We start from the raw sequence: 20,767 nt of genomic DNA, 5'->3' as shown, positions 1-20,767 counted from the left end.
ACCTCCTGTTAATTTTTTGATAATTCTATCATATCTCACATGGAAGATGTTAGTAAACCGAAAAACTTGAGATTCATATAAAAAGATAAAGAAAGAGGGATTGGCAGTGGTAAAAGGATTAACCGGCAAACGGATTGCCATCGGCGGTTCGCGGAAAATCGAAGAGATCAGCACGCTGATTGAAAAACAAGGCGGGATTTCAGTCGCCCGCTCTCTTCAAGGAACCGTATTTTTAGCGGAAAAAGAAGTCGGGCCCGAATTGCAGGCCTTTGTAGAAACGGGAGCCGACTGGGCGGTTTTTACGACTGGAATCGGTACAGAAACACTTGTCAGTCTTGCAGAGAAGCTTGGGCTCCGTGACCGGTTTTTGCACGTAATCCGCCAGGCAAAGGCGGCATCAAGAGGATACAAAACCGTGTCTGCCTTAAAGAAGCTCGGCATTACTCCGGAGGCGTCTGATGAAGACGGTACGACGGGCGGGCTGATACACGCCCTTGAGCCTTACGATTTGGCCGGAAAACGGGTCATGGTGCAGCTCCACGGAGAAAATGCGCCGGCGCTGCTGGCGTTTTTAAAGGATAAAGGGGCATCCGTATTCCCGCTTTTGCCTTACCGGCATACCCCTCCGAAGCAGGAAACCGTCTCCTTATTGTGTCAAGAGATCATCGGCCGTGAGGTGGATGCGGTTTGTTTCACGACCGCCGTTCAAGTCCGTTCGCTTTTCAATTTCGCCAGAGAAGCAGGTATCGCGGGAGAAATCGTCAAAGCGTTTCAGGAACATGTGACAGCGGCCGCTGTCGGGAAAGTGACGGCAGAAGCGCTGAGAGAGGAAGGGGTTGAACGTCTGCTCGCTCCGGAGCTGGAGCGGATGGGGGCGATGATCGTCGAACTGTCCCGCTATTATTCGTAAAGCAAATAAAAAACGACATTCCACCCAAAGGAATGTCGTTTTTGTTATTTTTCCTGAATGCCGGGCTTTTCCTTTAATTTATCATTCAGCACACTGTCTTCCAAAACTGCGAATTTATCTCCGTAGACCCTTGTGATATGTTTTTCACCCCATGCGCACAGCGAGTCCAAGATATTCCGCAGGGTCCAGCCGTATTCGCTGAGCTCATATTCCACTTTTGGAGGAACCTGCTGGTATACGATCCGGTTAATGACGCCGTCTTCTTCTAATTCCCGCAATTGCTGGGTCAGCATTTTTTGCGTAATGTTCGGCATGAGCCGCTTCAATTCGCTTGTCCGCTTTTTACCGTGCGTCAAATGGCAGAGGATGACGCATTTCCACTTTCCGCCGATGACTTCGAGAGTTGCTTCAACCGAAATATTGTATTTTTTCTGCTTCATATTCTTCCTCCGATCGATAGGCACTTAAAAGTGCCTATCATACTTTTCAGTTCCTATAGTACTTGCAAGTGCGTACTTTTTTTTATCACTGATATGTACCATAATATCATTTGCCGGCAACAATTCGCTATACCAAAATCATAGGGGGAATCAAATGTCTTCTTTTCATAAAAAACGAAGTATATTAGCGCTTTTGGCTTTGGCCGTCAGCGCATTCGCGATCGGCACGACAGAGTTTATCAGCGTTGGCCTGCTGCCGCTGATTGCCGATGATCTGCATATTTCGGTTACGACAGCAGGGCTGACCGTATCTTTATACGCCTTGGGAGTCACGTTCGGAGCGCCTGTTTTAACAGCCGTTACATCGGTTATGTCCCGGAAAACGTTACTGCTGTTGATTATGATGGTGTTTATGATCGGGAACGGCATTGCCGCATGTGCCGGAAGCATCGGCGTTCTTTTGACCGCCCGCGTGCTCTCCGCATTTTCACACGGTGTTTTTATGTCGATCGGCTCGACGATTGCCGCCGGCCTTGTTCCGGAGCATAAAAGAGCCGGAGCGATTTCCATCATGTTTACGGGGCTGACCGTCGCGACGATTACGGGTGTTCCGATCGGCACTTTTATTGGGCAGCAATTCGGCTGGAGGTTTGCCTTTATTGCGATCGTCGCCGTCGGCGTATTGGCTTTTATTGCAAACAGCATCCTTGTGCCTGGCGACTTGCCGAAAGGCGTCCGGACGACATTCCGCAGTCAGCTGAAGCTTGTGAAAAGCGGCCGGTTATTGCTTTTATTTATCATTACCGCTTTGGGATACGGAGGCACGTTTGTCGTCTTTACGTACTTGTCCCCGCTGCTGCAGCATGTCACCGGTTTTAAAGAAGAAGCCGTCGCTGTCATTTTGCTTGTATACGGCATTGCCATTGCGCTCGGCAACATCATTGGCGGTAAAGCCGCAAACAAAAAGCCGCTGACCGCATTGTTTTATATGTTTATCGCCCAGGCTGCCGTGCTTTTCGTCTTGGCGTTTACAGCGCCTTTTAAGCTGGCAGGCTTGATCACGATCATTTTGATGGGATTTTTGGCTTTCATGAATGTTCCGGGGCTGCAGGTTTATGTCGTCATGCTTGCCGAACGGTTTGTACCGGGTGCGGTGGATGTCGCATCTGCCGTCAATATTGCGGCCTTTAATGCAGGCATTGCCATCGGATCATATTTAGGGGGGGTGATCACAGAATCGGTCGGACTCATTCATACCGCATGGGTGGGCGGATTCATGGTGTTGGGCGCCGTCGTGCTGACAGGCTTGAGCCTTGCTCTTGAACGCAAAGAACAACACGATGGCCGCAACTTGCAAAAAAATTTAGGGGATTGCATCTGAAAACAAAATGGATAACAGGAGGTCTCATATGATGACTGCAACACATTTACAAGATCGAACAGAATTGCATAATGGCGTGAAAATGCCCTGGTTTGGCATCGGGGTGTTTAAAGTGGAAGAAGGGCCGGAACTGGTGAATGCCGTGAAGACGGCCATCGCCCACGGCTACCGGAGCATTGACACGGCAGCGATATACGGAAATGAGGAGGGAGTCGGGGAAGGCATCCGTCAAGGCTTGCAAGAGGCAGGCATTTCACGAGAAGATCTATTTGTGACATCAAAGGTCTGGAATGAAGATTTAGGATATGAAGAGACAATCGCGGCCTATGAGAAGAGCCTCAGCAAACTCGGGCTTGATCAATTGGATTTATTTCTGATCCATTGGCCCGTTGAAGGCCGGTATAAAGAGGCGTGGCGGGCGCTTGAAACTCTTTATGAAGCTGGACGCGTCAAAGCGATCGGCGTCAGCAACTTTCAAATCCATCATCTTGAAGACTTGATGAAGGATGCGAAAATCAAACCGATGGTCAACCAAGTCGAGTGCCATCCGCGCCTGACGCAAAAGGAGCTGCAATCATTTTGCAGAGCGCATGGAATTCAGCTTGAAGCATGGTCCCCATTAATGCAGGGACAATTGCTTGATCATCACCTTCTGAAGGACATCGCGAAAAAGCATGGCAAAACCGCAGCCCAGGTGATTTTGCGCTGGGATTTGCAAAACGGCGTCATCACGATTCCAAAATCGACAAAAGCGCATCGGATCGCAGAAAACGCGGATATATTCGATTTTGAGCTGACCAATGAGGAGATGGCGCAAATCGATGCTTTAAACGAGAATACCCGGGTCGGCCCAGATCCTGATAACTTTGATTTTTAAAATGGAAGGCACCGTTCGAATGTTCGGACGGTGTTTTTTGGATTGTTCCCAACCCTTTATTCACAAGTGGAGATCAAGAAAATGTCAGGGATAATAAGAAAATAGAAGTAATCAAACGATTTGATGCTGTAAAAGGCTGATAAAAGATAAAAATAAGCCAATTTGGTCATTTATGAAGCTTTACACTAATATGCAACGAGCGTATTATAAATCTCATCAAAAATCTGAATAAAATTTCCAATTATCGTAATCGCTGAATTCCAGACTGGAAGCGGGGGAACCATTTTTTGTGGCGCGGCCACTTGGGGTGAATCCTTTTGAAAGGTAAGGTGACTCTTTGCACCTGAATCCGACAGCTAACCTCGCAAGCGTTTGAAGAGAACCCAAATGCGTGCGGAAAGCACGGTTTCTTAACTGTGCCCAAAACCAAAGCCGTAAGAGGTTTGTTCTCTTGCGGCTTTTTTTCATGCAAAAAAATCAAGGAGGTGAGGAAATGCTGGATATCGCCATGTGGGCCATCGTCGTCTGTTTAGCAGCAGTGATGCTGTTATTGCTGAAATGGGCGGGAAAAACGATCAGCTAATCGACAAAGCCGGGGAAGGAGGAATGTCCGATGATGTTACTGGCAGCTGCGGTCATCGCCGCGTTTGTCTACTTGATGTACGCTCTTTTAAATCCGGAAAAATTTTAACTGTAAACATATTGGGGGTTAAAGAAATGACAGCGTTTATTTCCATATGCTGCATCCTGCTGATCGCTTTATTGCTGGCTAAACCAATGGGGCTTTACATAGCAAAAGTATTCGACTACGCCCCTTCTGCAATCGATAGGTTTTTTTATCCGGTTGAACGCGTGTTTTATCGCATCGGCGGTGTGAAAGCGGAAAACCAATCCTGGAAAAAGTACGCCGCCGCTTTAATTGTCACGAATACGGTTATGATATTGATCGTTTACCTCGTATTCCGGCTTCAGGGAGTGCTGCCCTTAAATCCTGCTCATATTGCGGGAATGGAGCCGACACTTGCGTTTAATACGGCGATCAGTTTTATGACCAATACGAATTTGCAGCATTACAGCGGTGAAACCGGGCTTTCTCTGTTTTCACAAATGACGGCCATTATCTTTTTAATGTTTGCCGCGCCGGCCACTGCGCTTGCAGCTGCCATTGCGATGATTCGCGGACTAGCCGGAAAGCCGTTCGGAAATTTTTACATTGATCTCATCCGCTGCATCACTCGAATTCTGCTGCCGATTGCAGTGGTTGCGACAATTGTTTTTGTGGGTCTCGGTGTACCGCAAACACTTGATTCTTCCGTAACCGTAAAAACGATAACCGGAGGGGAGCAATCGATTTTGCGGGGGCCTGTCGCGTCCTTTTTATCGATTAAAGAGCTCGGAAACAACGGAGGGGGGTATTTCGGCGTAAACTCGGCACATCCATTCGAAAATCCAAATGGGTGGAGCAATGCGCTGCAAATGTTGCTTATGCTGTTGATGACCGTTTCCCTGCCGTTTACCTATGGAAAAATGGTTGGAAATCTGAAGCAGGGTCGAATCCTTTTCATTTCGGCAGGCTTGTTGTTTTTATTCATGGTTGGTGCAGCCTTCATAACCGAATCCGGCGGAAATCCGGTGATCAATCAAACGGGTATCCAGCATGGGGAAGGCAGTATGGAAGGAAAAGAAGTCCGTTTTGGAACTGTGTATTCAGCCTTTTATGCGATGGTCACAACTGCGAGTGAGACAGGAGCGGTCAATACGATGCATGATACGCTTGCGCCGCTTACAGGCCTCTTGGCATTGCTCAATATGATGCTGAACACGGTGTTCGGCGGCTTTGGCGCCGGATTTATGAATATACTGCTCTATGCGATGATCACTGTTTTCTTGTCGGGATTAATGGTCGGAAGAACGCCTGAATTTTTGGGCAAAAAAATTGAAGGAAAAGAAATGAAGCTTTTAGCAGTCACCCTGTTGATTCATCCGTTGTTGATATTGGGGGCCTCGGCGCTTGCCATCTTTACTCAGGTGGGGCGGGAGGCGATTTCAAATCCAGGTTTCCATGGGATCAGCCAAATTTTATACGAATTTACGTCTTCGGCCGCTAATAATGGTTCAGGATTTGAAGGGCTGAAGGACGCGACGCCATTCTGGAACTTATCGACAGGAATCGTGATGTTCATCGGCCGTTATTTCTCAATTGTTACGCTATTGGCGGTCGCCGGATCGTTGTGCAAGAAAAAAACCGTCCCGGAAACCATTGGGACATTCCGGACAGATTCAAGTATTTTCGCCGGCATTTTCATCACCTCGATTTTGATTGTCGGAGCGTTGACCTTCTTCCCTGTCCTGGTGTTAGGACCGGCCGCGGAATTTTTAACATTATGAAAGAGAGGATGCATAACATGAATGATTTGAACCATGCCCATCCGCACCTCGAATCAGATTCGGGCCAAATGTCGAATCAATCGATCGTAAAGGACGCGGTTAAAAGGGCTTTTATCAAATTACATCCGAAAACGATGGCTAAAAATCCGATTATGTTTATCGTTGAAATGGGATTTTTGATAACAATACTGCTGTCTGTGTTTCCGCAGTTTTTCGGCAGTACGGCAAATCCATGGTTCAATCCGGCGGTATCCGTCATTTTGCTGTTGACGGTTTTATTCGCCAACTTCGCCGAGGCGCTTGCTGAAGGAAGAGGAAAAGCGCAGGCCGATTCTTTAAAACAAACGAAGAAAGGAGTATGGGCCAATAAAGTAACAGGTGACGGAAAGACGAAAAAAGCATCGTCTGACGAATTGCGAAAAGGAGACGTTGTCATTGTTTCCCAAGGAGAAATGATCCCCGGCGACGGCGAAGTGATCAGCGGTCTCGCTTCAGTTGATGAATCGGCCATAACGGGTGAATCAGCGCCTGTCATAAAAGAGCCGGGAGGCGATTTCAGCTCCGTTACCGGAGGAACCCGGGTTGTCAGCGACTCGATTAAAGTAAAAATCACAAGTGACCCCGGCGAAACATTTTTAGACCAGATGATCGCTTTAGTTGAAGGGGCGGAAAGACAAAAAACACCGAATGAAATCGCGTTGAATACAGTGTTGACGAGCCTGACCATCATCTTTCTCATCGTTGTCGCGACACTTCCGTTTTTTACGGATTATCTCGGCTTTCACATTGACCCGGCGGTCTTGATTGCACTGCTGGTCTGCCTGATTCCGACGACAATCGGAGGGCTTCTGTCGGCTATCGGCATTGCCGGCATGGATCGCGTCACCCGTTTTAACGTACTTGCGATGTCAGGTAAAGCGGTTGAAGCCGCCGGTGATATTAATACGATTATTCTTGATAAAACCGGAACGATCACATTTGGAAACCGGATGGCGAGCGAGTTTGTCCCGGCCGGCCAAGAAACGCTTCAAACGGTCGGCGAATACGCGGCGCTCTGTTCCATTCATGATGAAACGCCTGAAGGACGTTCGATCATCGAGCTTGCCAAAAAACAATCCATTCCATTTGACGCTTCTGCCGCCGAAGACGGGGAATGTATAGAATTCAAGGCGGAAACCAGGATGAGCGGCATCAACCTTCCGGATGGAACAGCCATTCGCAAAGGCGCCGTTGACGCGGTGAAAAAATGGGTGATACAGAACGGCGGAACGGTCCCGCCTGATTTTGACCGGGAAAGCGAGCGAATTTCAAAAGAAGGCGGCACCCCTCTGGCTGTGGCTGCCGGGGATCAACTGTACGGTTTGATTTATTTAAAGGATACCGTAAAACCGGGGATGAGAGAACGCTTTGAAAAGCTTCGGAAAATGGGGATTAAAACGATCATGTGTACAGGCGACAACCCTTTAACAGCGGCCACGATTGCAAAGGAAGCCGGGGTGGATGATTTTATCGCGGAAAGTAAACCAAAAGACAAGATCGATGTGATCAAACGCGAACAAGCAGAAGGAAAGCTGGTCGCTATGACAGGCGATGGAACAAATGACGCGCCTGCGCTGGCGCAGGCCGATGTCGGGCTTGCCATGAACAGCGGAACAACGGCAGCAAAGGAAGCGGCCAATATGGTTGATCTCGATTCCGACCCGACGAAAATTATTGAGGTCGTATCGATCGGAAAACAGCTGCTCATGACCCGCGGCGCTTTGACAACTTTCAGTATCGCAAATGATATCGCCAAATATTTTGCGATTATTCCTGCGATGTTTATGACGGCGATTCCCCAAATGGCATCGTTGAATATCATGGGACTCGCTTCGCCGATGTCGGCGATTTTATCGGCGCTGATATTTAATGCGCTGATCATTCCGCTGCTTGTGCCGCTGGCAATAAGGGGAGTCGCATACAAGCCGATGAATTCAAACGCGCTGTTGGCCCGCAATTTATTGATGTACGGACTTGGCGGTGTGCTCGTCCCGTTTATTGGAATTAAGCTGATCGATATGATCATGCAGATCATGGTGTGAGGAGGATCAATCATGAAGGAAATCGGCCCTGTTATCAGAATCAGTCTGCTCTTGATGATCGTTTGCGGACTTGCTTATCCGTTGGCTCTGACCAGCATTTCACAAGCCGTAATGCCTGAAAAATCGATGGGAAGCCTTGTTTATGACAAAAAAGGAGAGGCTGTTGGATCTGAATTAATTGGCCAGCCATTCACTGATCCGCGCTATTTTAACAGCAGAGTATCAAGCATCGGCTATGATGCCTCAGGATCCGGATCGCCAAATGAAGCTCCGTCAAATCCCGCTTTGCTGAAACGCGTAAAAACATCCATTGAAAAATGGAAGCGGGAGAATCCCGATGTACCTGTCAATCAACTGCCGATCGATTTGGTCACAAATTCCGCATCGGGATTAGACCCCGATATCAGTCCTGCCGGAGCAGCAGCGCAAATTCCGAGAATCAGCCGGCTGACGGGAATATCGAAAAAACAGCTGCAGCAATTGGTTGAGGTACACACAAAAAAGGCATCCATGTTCAGTGAAGCGCGGGTTAATGTCTTGCTTCTGAATATCGACCTGAAAGAAAAACTAACATCAGGAAAATCTTGAAAAGAGGCGGAGAAGCTGTGATGCGAAAAAACAGCCGCGACTATCGAAGAAAAACGCCTGAAGAGCTGCTGGCAGAAATTGAACAGCTCAAAAGAGGGAGCTGGACGATTTATATCGGCTCGGCGCCAGGTGTAGGGAAGACGTACCGAATGCTTCAGGAAGCGCACGATGTAAAACGTGAAGGAATAGACGTTGTCATCGGTTTGGTCGATACGCATAACAGGAAGGAAACGGCTGCCTTGATAAGGGGACTTGAGGTCATTCCTAAACGAAAAATTGAATATAAAGGAAAAACGCTTGAAGAAATGGATGCCGCTGCGATTATTGAGCGAAAGCCTGATCTTGTCATCATCGATGAACTGGCTCATACCAATATACCCGGCTCGAAAAATGAAAAACGATACATGGATGTGGAAGATATATTAAGAGAAGGCGTCAATGTCCTGTCGGCCGTCAACATTCAGCATATTGAAAGCGTTCATGATATTGTCCAGCAAGTGACAGGCGTAAAAGTCAGGGAGCGGATTCCCGACCGGATCTTGGATCTTGCCAATGAAGTCATCCTCATTGATGTGACACCGGAAACGCTGCAAAAGCGGCTGCGGGAAGGCAAAATTTATGAACAGCATAACATCCAGCAGGCTTTGACTCATTTTTTCACAAAAAATAATTTGGCCGCACTCAGAGAGCTGGCCTTACGCGAAGTCGCCGATGATGTGGATGACCGGATAGAACGTCTAAACCGGCAGAACGGCTATAGCCGGCCAAGGGGAACAAATGAAAAAATACTGGTGTGCGTCCAGCATGGCAAAAATGCCGAGAAGCTGATCCGCCGGGGATGGAGAATTGCCAACCGGCTGAAGGCGGAGCTGTTTGTCTTACACGTGTCCCGCAAAGCCAAGGATCAAATGACGGCAAATGAAAGACATAAAATTCAGCAATGGGAACGTCTTTGCGGGCAATTTGGCGCCGGGTTTATCTTCCTGCCCTCAAATGACCGCCGTATTTCAGAGGCGATAACCGGGGTGGCAAAACAAAACAATATTACACAAATCGTGCTGGGACAGTCCGCCCGTTCCAGATGGGAGGAGATTTGGAAAGGATCAATTGTCAATAGTATGATGCGTCATACAGACGGAATCGATATTCATATTGTGTCAGATGATAAAACTTCCAATTGATTGAGGCTGCAGACACCGTTCGTTTCTTTCGAACGGTGTCCGTTTCAGCCATTCAGCGCAGCGGAACTGCTTTTTCCAGGATAAGCAGATTTTTTTTCATTTCCAAACCGCCCCGGTACCCTGTCAAACTGCCGTTTTTTCCAACCACCCGATGACAGGGGATGATGATTAAAAGCGGATTGGCCCCGATCGCCGCACCCACCGCGCGCACGGCTTCAGGGTTTTCGATCCGCTCCGCAATATCCGAATAGGAGCAGGTTCTTCCATAAGGAATGTCCCGCAATGCATGCCAGACGGCCAATTGAAAAGGCGTCCCATAAAGGTGGACGGGGCAGCTGAATTCTGTAAGTTCGCCATTCAAATACGCTGTCAGTTCATTGATATACGGCTGCATTGCTTGCTCATCCCGGACCAGCATATAGTCCGGGAACCTTTTTTTAGACCAGGCCGCCAGCTCATCAACATGCTGACCGGGCGATCCGACAAAACAAAGCCCCTGTGCTGTTGCCGCAATATAAAACGTCCATTGACTGTCACGAAGCATGCTCCAATACAAGATTTCAGCGCTCATAACTGTATCCCCCGCTTTCTTTTCCGAAACTCTGTCGGCGTCTGACCCGTTTTCTTTTTAAACAGGGAGGCGAAATAATCCGCATTCAGGATGCCCACCTTTGAAGCGATTTGTGAAATCGTTTGATCTGAAAACGCAAGAAGCCCGCACGCTTCTGATATTCTTTTCTGACTGATATATTCAAGCGGGGACATCCCTTTAATCCGCTTAAATGTCCGCTGCAGATGAAAAGGGCTGGTATGGCACCTTTCAGCCAAATCCGTCAGTGTCAGGGGTTCATGATAATATCTCCCGATGATCATCGCCGCCCGTTCGGCCAGCTCTTCATCAGGAAGCAGAGGGCCGTCCGGATTGCATCGTTTGCAGGGACGGTAACCTTCTGATAAAGCTTGTTGTGCATCCGGGAAAATGCGAACATTTTCGATATGGGGAACCCTCGATTTGCAGGAGGGGCGGCAAAAGACGCCTGTCGTTTTCACCGCGTAAAAGAATACGCCGTCATAAGATGAATCATTTTCAACAATGGCCCGCCACTTTTCAGGCGTAAGGACCGTTTTATCATTCATGTGATCACCCCGATGTATGTCAGTATAACCTGAAAACGGGCGATGCGGGAGAGGTTAAAATGGATGAGCAAGATGACAAAGGAGTTTTCCCGCGCTTGCTCCGAAAAGCCGTTGCATGTTACTGTGATGGAAGAAAGATGACATGAGGTGAGGTTGTTGGTGAAATCAGTGGACCACCCCTCCTAAAATAAAAATTCGATTATTTTAGGAGGCTAAACATGAATTTCCAAAGAATTGAACTTGAGCATTGGCATAGAAAACCTTATTTTGAACATTACATGAAAGCGGGGAAATGCTCATACAGCATAACGGCTAACATCAATGTGACCGGGCTGCTGAACAGTCTGCGAGACAAGAAAGTCAAGTTCTATCCTGCTTTTATTTACATGGTGTCGAGAATAGTGAACGCCCACCCCGAATTCAGAACGGCATTTCATGACGGGCAGTTGGGATGTTGGGAACAGATGAATCCGTGCTATACGGTTTTTCATCAGGAGGATCAGACCTTTTCCGCCTTATGGTCGGAATACTCACGTGATTTTCCGCGGTTTTATCAAAACTATGTGGGGGACATCGAGAGGTTTGGAGACAAAAAAGGATTATGGGCAAAAGGTAAATTTCCTGCCAACACGTTTTCCATTTCCTCAATTCCATGGGTTGACTTTACGAGCTTTCATCTGAACCTGGCGAACAGCGACCATTTGCTCCCTATCATAACAAACGGGAAATTCTTTTCAGATGGAAAAGAGACATATTTGCCTGTAGCACTGCAATGTCATCATGCAGTATGTGACGGTTACCATGCGGGTGTTTTTATCAATGAATTGCAAAAGCTGACTGATTCATGCAGAGAATGGCTTGTGCGGTGAAATCGTGCGATGAAAAAAGAGGCCTGATATAGGCCTCTTTCTTGTATTATGCGGCTGTAGAATTCGTTTTGTCTTTTCTCACCAATCCCATAATACCTGCGATCATAATAAGGACAGCCGGTAAGATATAGAACATGAAAATACAAATAAATCCGCCGACAGCAGAAATAATCAGCAAAATTCCGCCAAGCTTTGGTTTGCTTTTCACCAAAACAGAGCCAATAATGGCAAGAATGGAAAGGAAAACTGCGCCCCAGCCTAATCCAATGATTTCGCTTGTTCCAGACGAGCTGAATGATGCGTCGATTCCGCCGATCATTAATGCCATAAAAGCTCCAATAAAACCGAAGATACCGCCAATTAAACCTAATACAAATTCTGTCGTTCTTTTCATTATGTATAAAACTCCTTTGTTTTTACCAGTGTTTTCACTGATATTGGTTTATGATTTATCCAATCGCCACAGTTCCATTTCCCTCTTTTACTGCATTAGTTTCTTTGCCCTCTGTTTAACGTTCCCTGTACCTCGCCTCCAACACCACCGCTAATTAACAACATTATGATTGCGCCGCTTTGTTCAGGATAAAATGATGCGGTGTCAAAAACGTCATCTTCAGGATCGTCCATTCTAAAATTCTTCCTCTTGTATTGATTGGAGAACTGCCGCAGTTGGATACATCATCAGCCGTGTGCATGGGCAAAAAAACCTTTTGATTAACACCTCCAGTTGGTAAAATGAACACTCTTACTATAATAGGTTTAAATACCCATTTTTTCAACAGGTTTTTCGAAAAAAATCATACGTTTGGTCTTGGGTGCACACATTTTGTATCGGTTCTAGTTCCTATTTCTTTAATTGATTTTGAGGGCTTTGTCAAATGAGCGGTTCAGGACATGGGTAAAAAGAACATGCTCTTGATTGAGAAATCACCATTTTCAAAGTGAAGATTTCATTTTTCAGAAAAATAAGCCTTCTCACGATCGAGAAGGCTTATTGCGCGTGACAGAGGTTATTTTGTCAGCCATTCTTTAACCACAAGTATAGAAGCGCCGCTTTCGATGAGCGGGTCGGAATGTCCGATTTTTTGGGCTTCTTCAAAAGAATCCGCTTGGATGAGATACGCTCCTCCGCTTCCATCTCCAAACGGGCCGTACATCTCCAAACGGTTTTCCTCTTTTAGCCGGTTTAAATAGTCATAGTGAGCAGGCACATATGTATTGTCAAAGTTTTCAGTCCGGGTTGTCATGAGCAAATATCTTGTCATCAAACATTCCTCCTTAAAATACCTTTATTTTAGCACAAAAAGGAAGGCTGCTGATAAACATTAAGATGTCTCCTGCAATGAACATCATGAATCAAACGGATCGCCGGCCTGATCGCCAAGCAGAAGGCTCCGGGCAGCAAAAAGCCAAACTCCCGCCGGATCTAATTGATCAGAAAAATAGAAAAAGCTGCCGACATGAAACAAAATGCCGATAATAAAATCTTTTATAAAAGACCTTATATCTTTTTTTTGAAAAACTGTTCGTACCGGTTGATTTTCCCGGTTATTTCGTCTGCTTCTTTTGGCAAAACTCTTTTTCTCTTGCCCTTATGAAGCGTCTCATCAACATGGAATGGCAACGCGGCGCCGCAATGGTGTGATTGTTCATCATGGCATTCCCAATAGTATGATAAATAGACTGCTATTTTCATGTGTTTTGAGTGCATTATAATTCGAATATCGCAAGGGGAGGTGACATGGATATAAACAATAAGACAAAGCAGCCGGTATCTCCAAAGGGCTGGTTTTCCTGATGGCGATCACTTCAGGCTTTATTGCGGCCAATATTTATTTGAACCAAACGCTCCTAGTCAGCATGGGACAGACCTTCACGTGACAGCTGCACAGGTGGGGCCTGATCTCCACCATTCCCCAAGCGGGTTATGCATTAGGGAATTTCATGCTGGTTCCCCTTGGCGACATGTTTGAAAGGCGGCGCTTATGTTGAATTTGCTGTTTCTCGTCTGTCTGTGTCCTGCTGCATCAGCGCTTGCGGGACATTTTCTCTGGCTCGTGTTGGCTCACCTGCTGTTAGTTGTTTTCACCATTATTCCACAGATTATCGTTCCCTTTGCGACCGGTCTGTTCAATGAAAATGAGAGAGGGAAGGTGCTTGGCAGCGTTGCGTTCGGCCTGGTATGCGGAATAACCCAAATCAAAAAACGTTCGTTAATAAATTTAGATACATATCTTAGGGTGTGAAACTTTATTTAAATAGAGCAACTTTTTTGTGTTTTAAGAAAATTTTTATATAATTCTACATAATTCGTTTGAATTTGACAAAATTCATGGTTTTTCACCTATTGTAAATAAATGCTTTTAAATTATAATTGAATAGTCGGAAAAGTGCAAATGTTCTAAGAGGATTGAACCAATAATAAATAATCGATCCTGGCTCTTATTAAAATCAATAAAGAAATATAGGGGCATAGACTTACAGCGTTCCCGATGGTATGTCAAGGAAACTACTATGGAATCAATTGATGGTGATTTCGTTATTCGCTTAGACAGCCCTCCTCTTCTAGAAAAGTTAACTATCCTAGTAATGATAAGAAATTTATTAATCCAGAAAGTAGGTGTAAAAGATGAAAGCCAAGGTTTGCATGGTATCCATTAAAGTAACACATATGAAAGAAGCGAAGAATTTTTATTGTGAAAAGTTGAATTTTAAATTAGAAAAAGAGTATGGAGAAAATATCATTGAATTAAATGTCAATGGTTTTCCAATCATTCTTGAGAAGGCTTCGAAACCGAACACCTTAGAGTATGGAGAAAATTCACAAATCGTTCTTGGATTACAGACCGATGATATTAATAAGGACCTGAATCATCTGAAAAAAAACGGTGTAAAAGTTTTATACGAAGAGCCGCAAAAATGTCCACCGGGTCTTTTTACGGTCATTGTGGATCCGTTCAATAATAAAATTGAGCTGCTTGAATTTTCTAAATGAATGGCAAACATTTGAAAACAAAAAATTGACTATTGTAATATATCTGAGCGATGGAGGCTGCGGCGTTGCAACGCGGCTTAATGTGCAGAGATTGGATTTTTAAGAGCGAATCTGCCATCCGCATAGAAAAAGAATAGCCCGGACCCGGGCTATTCTTTTTTAACTACCGCTCACAGGCGTAATTGTCATGGTCGCGGTCCATTTTAGCCTGGTAGGCAGGGTGGGATTTTGGGACGCCGTTTGGATATTTTTTTCTCAGTTCAGTGCAATTTGTGAACGTTTCTTTAGCGTCTGATGACGGAGCTGCATCCTTTGAATGAGCCCCGCTTGCTGCGGCATCTTTTGAAAGAGCGCTTTTCGGCGCAGAAATTGATGTTTGCGCTGTTTTCGATTTTCCGGCAGCACATCCATTAAATCCTTTGTCAGTCACATAGCCGGACTTGCTCCAAATGGCAATTTGTTTCTTCTTAGCGGCCTTTTCATCCTTTTGATATTGATCTAAGTATTTTGTATTTGGAGGATATACGTAAGCTACCCTTGCAAGGCCCTCTTTTAAAAGCTGTTCTTGGACTGATTGACCGTCCGCATACACATAAGCCAGCAATCTGCCGTATTTGTCGGTGCGGTCGCCTTTATCAAATTCCAATTCCAGCTTGCCGCTGCTGACCAATTTTTTGTTTTCGCTGGAAGCGTCTTTTCCATATGGCTGAACACATGAGTTTGGTTTTTTTGTTTCCGGCGTATCAATCAGCAAATAACGGACCGTTTTCTCTTTTCCCTTATATTTTACTTTAATCGTGTCGCCATCGACTGCACGTATAAGTGTGACAGCCACACGGTCTGAGTGTCGGCCGTCTTCTGTTTTTTTCGAAGAAACGGCGCTGGAATTGCAAGCCGCCAATGAAACACTTAATATAAGCGCAGCAATAGCCAAAACACATTTTTTCATAGCAGAATTCCCCCTGAGCTGTTATCTGAACAAAATCTATCATCGGCTAAAACAGCCGAATTTTCAAGGCGGATGTTTTATTTTAGAAATTTCTTTGGATATTCTGCGAGTTTTGCAGTAGGATCATGATATGAAGAATAATAGAAAAATCCAGCTTGAAAAGCTTCTGAAAGAAAACAAAATCAAACAGGCAAAAAAACAGCTCATCGCGGACTTGAAGAAATACCGCGGCATTGATATTTCCCAGAACGAATTTGTTGATGGCCAATTATCCAGGGAAGCCCATCAAAAGGTTTATCAGCTGGTGAAAGCCGATGAAATCAAAACGATCACATTCGCCTATCACGAAGAAGAGCTGAAGTCAAAGATTGCCCTTATATATAAGGGCTTTGAGAATTTCAGTGAAGAAACGGTTCTGTTTTATCCTTTTACATTCTGTTTTTACGTGAAGAGCAGCCATCACCTTTATCTGGAGCATCCAATTGCTATAACAATGCCGCTATATGCAACCAAAAGGATGATCGCAAAACTGGTGCCGGACATCTACGATGATGTGGTTGTTGTGTCAGAAACATTCGAATTCGGCTTTGTTCTAAGCGAAGACGAATACTCGGATGTAACCATTCATTATTGGGGAATATAAGCTGGCGAAAAAGGACGGAAACGTGCAACAGAGAGCCTTTTGCGATACATGATTTCCCGTGTGGCAAGATGCACGTTTTGCACGCTGCAAAGTGCATCTTGGAAACATCTATAAATTTTGATAAATTAATCATGAAGAATGAAAAAACACAATCCGGTTGGTAGTCCGGATGCATTGTGATAATGTCAGTAACCTTCCCCTCCTCGGGATGTCCATCATTCTTCGGCAATAAATGTAGAGGAGGGAATCGTTATGAAATTAACGATTTACTATGACGGCCAGTTTTGGATCGGCATCATTGAGATTGTGCAGGAAGGGAATGTAAAGGCATTCCGCCATCTGTTTGGCCGGGAGCCGAAGGATGTGGAAATCCTCAATTTTGTTCACCATCAGCTTTTACAGGTGATCTCCCAAACCGAACAAGAAGGGATTGGGATAAAAGCTGAAGCCAAAAAGAAGATAAACCCGAAAAGACTGCAGCGCCAGGTTGCAAAGGAAATGAAGAGCACCGGCGTGTCAACAAAGGCGCAACAGGCAATCAAACAAGGGCTGGAAGCAAAAAAAGCGATGAACAAACGGTTGAATAAAGAGCAGCGGGAAAAAGAAAAGGAACAAAAGTACAGATTGAGAAAACAAAAAGCGAAAGAGAAGCATAGGGGAAAGTGAAAAATTTGTTTTAGAGCCTCCCGGAGACACTGTGATCCTTTGGCTAAGCCGTTTAGACGGCCCTCAATACGTGAGGGCCGTCTTTATTTTTTTCAGAAATCCCCGTTTTAACTCTTAAAACCAGCCTTTAGTCAGAATTCCTGCCGCCACTTTCATATCATGAATTTCAGCTTCTCTCTTAAAATTTTTCCGTTGAGATATAAGTCATAAATCGGGATGATCCATTTAGAATGTAATGGAGGGGGAGTCTTCATTTTGTATTAGGTTTTTTGTCGCGGCTGATGAGGTTTGTTTTGATAGATATCAGATTTTTTCACCAATCAATTTCAGAGGAGTGATACACTATTTACAGGCTATGACTTTGGAAAGGGTGAAGAGAGATGTAGTGATATAAAAGCACGAATGAAGTCCTTTCCGGGGATGGGAGGCGTGGGTGATGTTGATTGCTCTGACATGTGAGAACTAAAGAGAATCGTCTCCTGAATGTCAACATACGACATCATGATGCGGGCAGCTTTTCACGGCAGGTAAAAAACATTCTGAATTTTCGGGGTATTGGATTCGTTCAAGATGGAGAGAAATGCGTCATTCAAACGTAATAAGAAGGGAAAAACGCTGTTCTATCTTGATGACAATCGTAATGTCTAACAGCTTATCTAATAAGGACAAAGGATGATATTCATGAAAAGAATCGATAAAATATACCATCAGCTTATGCACAATTTTCGGAACGTAACCTTGGATCAGCTTTTACAGGTACAGGGGCATTCAGCCAAGGAAATCGCCGAACAATTGCAAATGGAGCGTTCCAATGTCAGCTTTGAATTGAACAACCTTGTCCGTGCCCAAAAGGCCGTAAAGATTAAAACATTCCCCGTTCGCTATGTTCCGGTAGAGATCGTCGAAAGAATATTTAACATGGAATGGAATAAAGAGAAGATGGAAGTGGAAGATCTTCATCAGCTTCAAGGCAATCATAAAAGGATACGCCGGAAAATTTCTACGAATCCGCTGGAGCTGATGATTGGGGCGAAAGGCAGCTTAAAGAAAGCCATTTCCCAAGCAAAGGCGGCTGTCTTTTATCCGCCTCACGGCCTGCATATGCTGCTTTTAGGTCCGACAGGTTCCGGCAAATCGCTGTTTGCCAACCGGATTTATCAATTCGCTATCTACTCTGACATCTTGAAGCCCGGCGCTCCATTTATTACGTTTAACTGTGCAGATTACTATAACAATCCGCAATTATTGCTTTCTCAATTATTTGGACATAAGAAAGGGACATTTACAGGCGCTGACGAGGATAAAGTCGGCTTAGTCGAACAGGCCGATGGAGGCATTCTGTTCATGGATGAAATCCACCGCCTTCCGCCTGAAGGACAGGAAATGCTGTTTTATTTTATTGACAACGGCACTTATAACAGGCTTGGGGAAACAGAGCACAGAAGAACATCGAAAGTATTGTTTATTTGCGCTACGACAGAAAACCCCAGTTCCGTATTATTGAAAACTTTTTTGCGGAGAATTCCGATGACCATACATATTCCTTCCCTTGAAGAGCGGTCTCTTAAAGAAAGAATCGAATTGACAACATTCTTATTGGGAAAAGAAGCGGAGCGGATCAAGAAAAATTTAAATGTGCACATTGATGTATATAATGCGCTGATTCATTCTGCAAAGTTCGGGAACGTTGGGCAGTTGAAATCAAATGTACAGCTGGTTTGTGCACACGGATTTTTAAATCATCTTGATAAGGATGATGTTGTGGAACTGACCGTCCGGGATCTGCCGGATGAAATCAAGCAAGACTGGATTTCCAGCAGCAAAAATATTGAAAGAAGCAAAATGATTTCTGAATATGTCAATATTACAACCATCATATCGCCGATTGTAGAAGATGAAACAACCAAACTTGACGATGATCTTTCATTTAATTTGTATCATTTAATTGAAGAAAAAGTAAAAAATCTAAACAAAGAAGGCTTATCAAAAAAGGAAATCAACCAATATATTTTAACGGATATCCATTTGCACGTCAGAAGTTTTTTTAAACAAAGAACATTTCAAAACCACCACTTATTGAAATTTGTCGATGACAAGGTGATACAAATTACGAAAGAGCTTAAAGAAGTTGCGGAACACGAGCTCAATTGCAGATTTGGCCGCAAATTCATCTATTTCCTAAGTATGCATATCGATGCCTTTCTAAAACGGGGAAAGCAAATCGATGTATTAAATGAACAGGAGACTGACGAGATCCGTGATACCCATGTGAAAGAATATCAGGTCGCACTCATCTTTAAGGATAAAATTCAAGAATATTTTAGAGTCATTGTTCCGGAAATAGAAGTCATTTATTTAACAATGCTGATCCAGTCGATCAAATCATTGGAAGAGAACAAAAGAGTGGGGATTGTCGTTGCCGCGCATGGCAACAGCATGGCAAGCTCCATGGTTGAAGTCGCCATTGAACTGTTGGGAAGCACACCTATCGCGGCAGTCGATATGCCCCTGACGGTTTCCCCGTCGGAAATCATCGAAAGCCTGGCGGCGAAAATTAAGCAGATGGATGAAGGAGAAGGGGTATTAATGCTTGTGGACATGGGCTCGCTCGCGATGCTTGAAAGCAAGCTCGAAGAAAAAACAGGCGTGAACATCAAGACGATCAGCAATGTTACGACATCTATGGTGCTGGATGCTGTTAGAAAGGTAAACTATTTGAATTTAAATTTGCATGCAATATATGATTCGGTTACAAAGGATTTTATCGAGCTGTGGGATCGGCAGCCTGCCTCAGCCGGCAAAAAGAAGGCGTTGGTCTCTATCTGTACGACAGGGAGCGGAACGGCAAAAAAACTGGAAGAAATCTTGACAACAATCGTTAATAAGGCCTCTGACGAACCGATCAGCATTCTGACGGTTTCATCAATGAAATTAGCCAACAGGATAAAAGAAATCGAAAAAGAGTATGAGATTCTTGCCACGGTTGGAACGAAGGATCCTAAGATCAATGCTCCGCACGTCTCTCTGGAAGTATTAATTGGAGGAGAAGGGGAGAAGGTGATTCAGCAGGCGATTACAAAAGGCGGCATCCCGATGAGCGATGGATTTACCGGTACAAATATTATTGTGCGGGAGCTTTGCGAGGATAGCTTGAAAAAGTATCTTGTCTTTTTAAACCCGTATCATATGATAGACATGTTGTTGGAGTGGCTGCAAACCATCCAGGATGAGCTTGGCATTATTTTAAATAATACCGTCATGATCAAAGTGATTATGCACACCGCTTTTGCCTTTGAAAGGGAGGTCAAGCAGAACCCGATCGCATTTTCAGAGGAAGAAGAAATCAACGGCCAGCTGGAAAAAGTTTATCACATAACAGAGCGGACATTACACCCTTATGAACAAAAGCTGGGATTGAAAATCAGCGATGATGAAAAATTATTTATCGCCGCAATTTTTGCGGAAGAATTGCAGGGCCAGCTGTTTTAACAGCCGTTTTTAACCTTGAACCTGTATTAAATGGAGCGCCATTTTAATACAGGTTTATTTTTTTGTTTACATGTGTTTCAAAAACAAAAAAATCTGGCTCCCGCTTGATTGAAAACGCTTAATACAACTGTGTTGGCACGATACTTGCATAATAAATAGGCGAACGAAAAAGG

The 20,767-nt window shown here is 44.8% G+C and carries 21 protein-coding genes, 1 pseudogene and 1 riboswitch; of the genes and pseudogenes, 14 read left to right on the top strand and 8 right to left on the bottom strand.

What is annotated here, in order from left to right; all coding sequences use genetic code 11:
• Window positions 1-106 precede the first annotated feature (106 nt).
• Window positions 107-910 carry a uroporphyrinogen-III synthase gene (locus R5H20_RS16175; protein ID WP_006637760.1) on the top strand — a complete coding sequence of 268 codons (804 nt, stop codon included), beginning with the start codon at window positions 107-109 and terminating at the stop codon, window positions 908-910.
• Between the two features lie 44 nt (window positions 911-954).
• Here R5H20_RS16175 and R5H20_RS16170 read toward each other — a convergent pair whose 3' ends face one another.
• Window positions 955-1,350, bottom strand: a complete 396-nt coding sequence (locus R5H20_RS16170; protein WP_006637759.1) for a winged helix-turn-helix transcriptional regulator — start codon at window positions 1,348-1,350, stop codon at window positions 955-957.
• Window positions 1,351-1,453: 103 nt separating this feature from the next.
• On the opposite strand from R5H20_RS16170, the gene R5H20_RS16165 reads away from it, so the two are divergent.
• From R5H20_RS16165 to kdpDN, 7 genes are all read left to right on the top strand, one after another.
• Window positions 1,454-2,731, top strand: a complete 1,278-nt coding sequence (locus R5H20_RS16165) for an MFS transporter (protein WP_236835524.1) — start codon at window positions 1,454-1,456, stop codon at window positions 2,729-2,731.
• 28 nt (window positions 2,732-2,759) lie between these two features.
• Window positions 2,760-3,608, top strand: a complete 849-nt coding sequence (locus R5H20_RS16160) for an aldo/keto reductase (RefSeq protein WP_029419274.1) — start codon at window positions 2,760-2,762, stop codon at window positions 3,606-3,608.
• A 241-nt stretch (window positions 3,609-3,849) separates the two neighbouring features.
• Window positions 3,850-3,995: riboswitch (cyclic di-AMP (ydaO/yuaA leader) on the top strand.
• Between the two features lie 226 nt (window positions 3,996-4,221).
• The gene (kdpF, locus tag R5H20_RS23630) at window positions 4,222-4,299 is read left to right on the top strand and encodes a K(+)-transporting ATPase subunit F (protein WP_081605373.1); all 78 of its coding nucleotides are present in this window, start codon (window positions 4,222-4,224) and stop codon (window positions 4,297-4,299) included.
• Between the two features lie 26 nt (window positions 4,300-4,325).
• Window positions 4,326-5,996, top strand: a complete 1,671-nt coding sequence (kdpA, locus tag R5H20_RS16155) for a potassium-transporting ATPase subunit KdpA (RefSeq protein WP_006637756.1) — start codon at window positions 4,326-4,328, stop codon at window positions 5,994-5,996.
• Between the two features lie 68 nt (window positions 5,997-6,064).
• Window positions 6,065-8,077: a potassium-transporting ATPase subunit KdpB gene (gene kdpB, locus R5H20_RS16150; protein ID WP_238548700.1), complete on the top strand. Its 2,013-nt coding sequence runs from the start codon at window positions 6,065-6,067 to the stop codon at window positions 8,075-8,077.
• Between the two features lie 12 nt (window positions 8,078-8,089).
• A complete protein-coding gene (kdpC, locus tag R5H20_RS16145; protein WP_006637754.1) occupies window positions 8,090-8,665 on the top strand; it encodes a potassium-transporting ATPase subunit KdpC in 576 nt (191 codons plus the stop codon).
• 20 nt (window positions 8,666-8,685) lie between these two features.
• Window positions 8,686-9,846, top strand: coding sequence for a KdpD-like non-kinase potassium sensor (gene kdpDN, locus R5H20_RS16140; protein WP_040348241.1), 1,161 nt, complete (start codon window positions 8,686-8,688; stop codon window positions 9,844-9,846).
• Between the two features lie 52 nt (window positions 9,847-9,898).
• Here the strand turns inward: kdpDN and R5H20_RS16135 are convergent, their stop codons facing one another.
• Both R5H20_RS16135 and R5H20_RS16130 read right to left on the bottom strand, forming a co-directional pair.
• The gene (locus R5H20_RS16135; protein ID WP_006637752.1) at window positions 9,899-10,417 is read right to left on the bottom strand and encodes a methylated-DNA--[protein]-cysteine S-methyltransferase; all 519 of its coding nucleotides are present in this window, start codon (window positions 10,415-10,417) and stop codon (window positions 9,899-9,901) included.
• Window positions 10,414-10,983: a bifunctional transcriptional activator/DNA repair enzyme AdaA gene (locus R5H20_RS16130; protein WP_006637751.1), complete on the bottom strand. Its 570-nt coding sequence runs from the start codon at window positions 10,981-10,983 to the stop codon at window positions 10,414-10,416. The genes R5H20_RS16135 and R5H20_RS16130 overlap by 4 nt, the downstream gene beginning before the upstream one ends.
• Before the next feature lie 218 nt (window positions 10,984-11,201).
• On the opposite strand from R5H20_RS16130, the gene catA reads away from it, so the two are divergent.
• Complete coding sequence (gene catA / locus R5H20_RS16125) at window positions 11,202-11,852, top strand: type A chloramphenicol O-acetyltransferase (protein WP_006637750.1); 651 nt, start codon at window positions 11,202-11,204, stop codon at window positions 11,850-11,852.
• 46 nt (window positions 11,853-11,898) lie between these two features.
• Here the strand turns inward: catA and R5H20_RS16120 are convergent, their stop codons facing one another.
• From R5H20_RS16120 to R5H20_RS16105, 4 genes and pseudogenes are all read right to left on the bottom strand, one after another.
• A complete protein-coding gene (locus R5H20_RS16120; protein ID WP_006637749.1) occupies window positions 11,899-12,246 on the bottom strand; it encodes a DUF4064 domain-containing protein in 348 nt (115 codons plus the stop codon).
• Window positions 12,247-12,341: 95 nt separating this feature from the next.
• On the bottom strand, window positions 12,342-12,479 hold the full coding sequence (locus tag R5H20_RS16115) for a hypothetical protein (RefSeq protein ID WP_155910171.1): 138 nt from the start codon (window positions 12,477-12,479) through the stop codon (window positions 12,342-12,344).
• A gap of 383 nt (window positions 12,480-12,862) precedes the next feature.
• Window positions 12,863-13,117: a YciI family protein gene (locus R5H20_RS16110; protein WP_006637748.1), complete on the bottom strand. Its 255-nt coding sequence runs from the start codon at window positions 13,115-13,117 to the stop codon at window positions 12,863-12,865.
• A 29-nt stretch (window positions 13,118-13,146) separates the two neighbouring features.
• Window positions 13,147-13,425: pseudogene (locus tag R5H20_RS16105) on the bottom strand (YrhK family protein).
• 412 nt (window positions 13,426-13,837) lie between these two features.
• Between R5H20_RS16105 and R5H20_RS16100 the strand changes: the two are divergent.
• Entirely contained in the window at window positions 13,838-14,098 is a 261-nt protein-coding gene (locus R5H20_RS16100; RefSeq protein ID WP_006637745.1) for a hypothetical protein, read from the top strand.
• A gap of 383 nt (window positions 14,099-14,481) precedes the next feature.
• Entirely contained in the window at window positions 14,482-14,847 is a 366-nt protein-coding gene (locus R5H20_RS16095; RefSeq protein ID WP_006637744.1) for a VOC family protein, read from the top strand.
• 163 nt (window positions 14,848-15,010) lie between these two features.
• Here the strand turns inward: R5H20_RS16095 and R5H20_RS16090 are convergent, their stop codons facing one another.
• Window positions 15,011-15,796 carry a thermonuclease family protein gene (locus tag R5H20_RS16090; protein ID WP_006637743.1) on the bottom strand — a complete coding sequence of 262 codons (786 nt, stop codon included), beginning with the start codon at window positions 15,794-15,796 and terminating at the stop codon, window positions 15,011-15,013.
• A gap of 130 nt (window positions 15,797-15,926) precedes the next feature.
• Here R5H20_RS16090 and R5H20_RS16085 point away from each other — a divergent pair, with 130 nt between their 5' ends.
• The 3 genes from R5H20_RS16085 (at window position 15,927) to R5H20_RS16075 (ending at window position 20,594) form a co-directional block, all read left to right on the top strand.
• Entirely contained in the window at window positions 15,927-16,439 is a 513-nt protein-coding gene (locus R5H20_RS16085; RefSeq protein WP_006637742.1) for a hypothetical protein, read from the top strand.
• Between the two features lie 252 nt (window positions 16,440-16,691).
• Window positions 16,692-17,105 (top strand): YjdF family protein, encoded by a 414-nt coding sequence (locus R5H20_RS16080; RefSeq protein ID WP_006637741.1) that lies wholly within the window; start codon window positions 16,692-16,694, stop codon window positions 17,103-17,105.
• 681 nt (window positions 17,106-17,786) lie between these two features.
• The gene (locus R5H20_RS16075) at window positions 17,787-20,594 is read left to right on the top strand and encodes a sigma-54-dependent transcriptional regulator (RefSeq protein ID WP_006637740.1); all 2,808 of its coding nucleotides are present in this window, start codon (window positions 17,787-17,789) and stop codon (window positions 20,592-20,594) included.
• Window positions 20,595-20,767: the final 173 nt, after the last annotated feature.

This window comes from Bacillus sp. KICET-3 (assembly GCF_033261025.1).
In the GTDB taxonomy this organism is placed as follows: domain Bacteria; phylum Bacillota; class Bacilli; order Bacillales; family Bacillaceae; genus Bacillus; species Bacillus sonorensis.
This window is presented reverse-complemented; position numbering and strand designations above follow the sequence as displayed.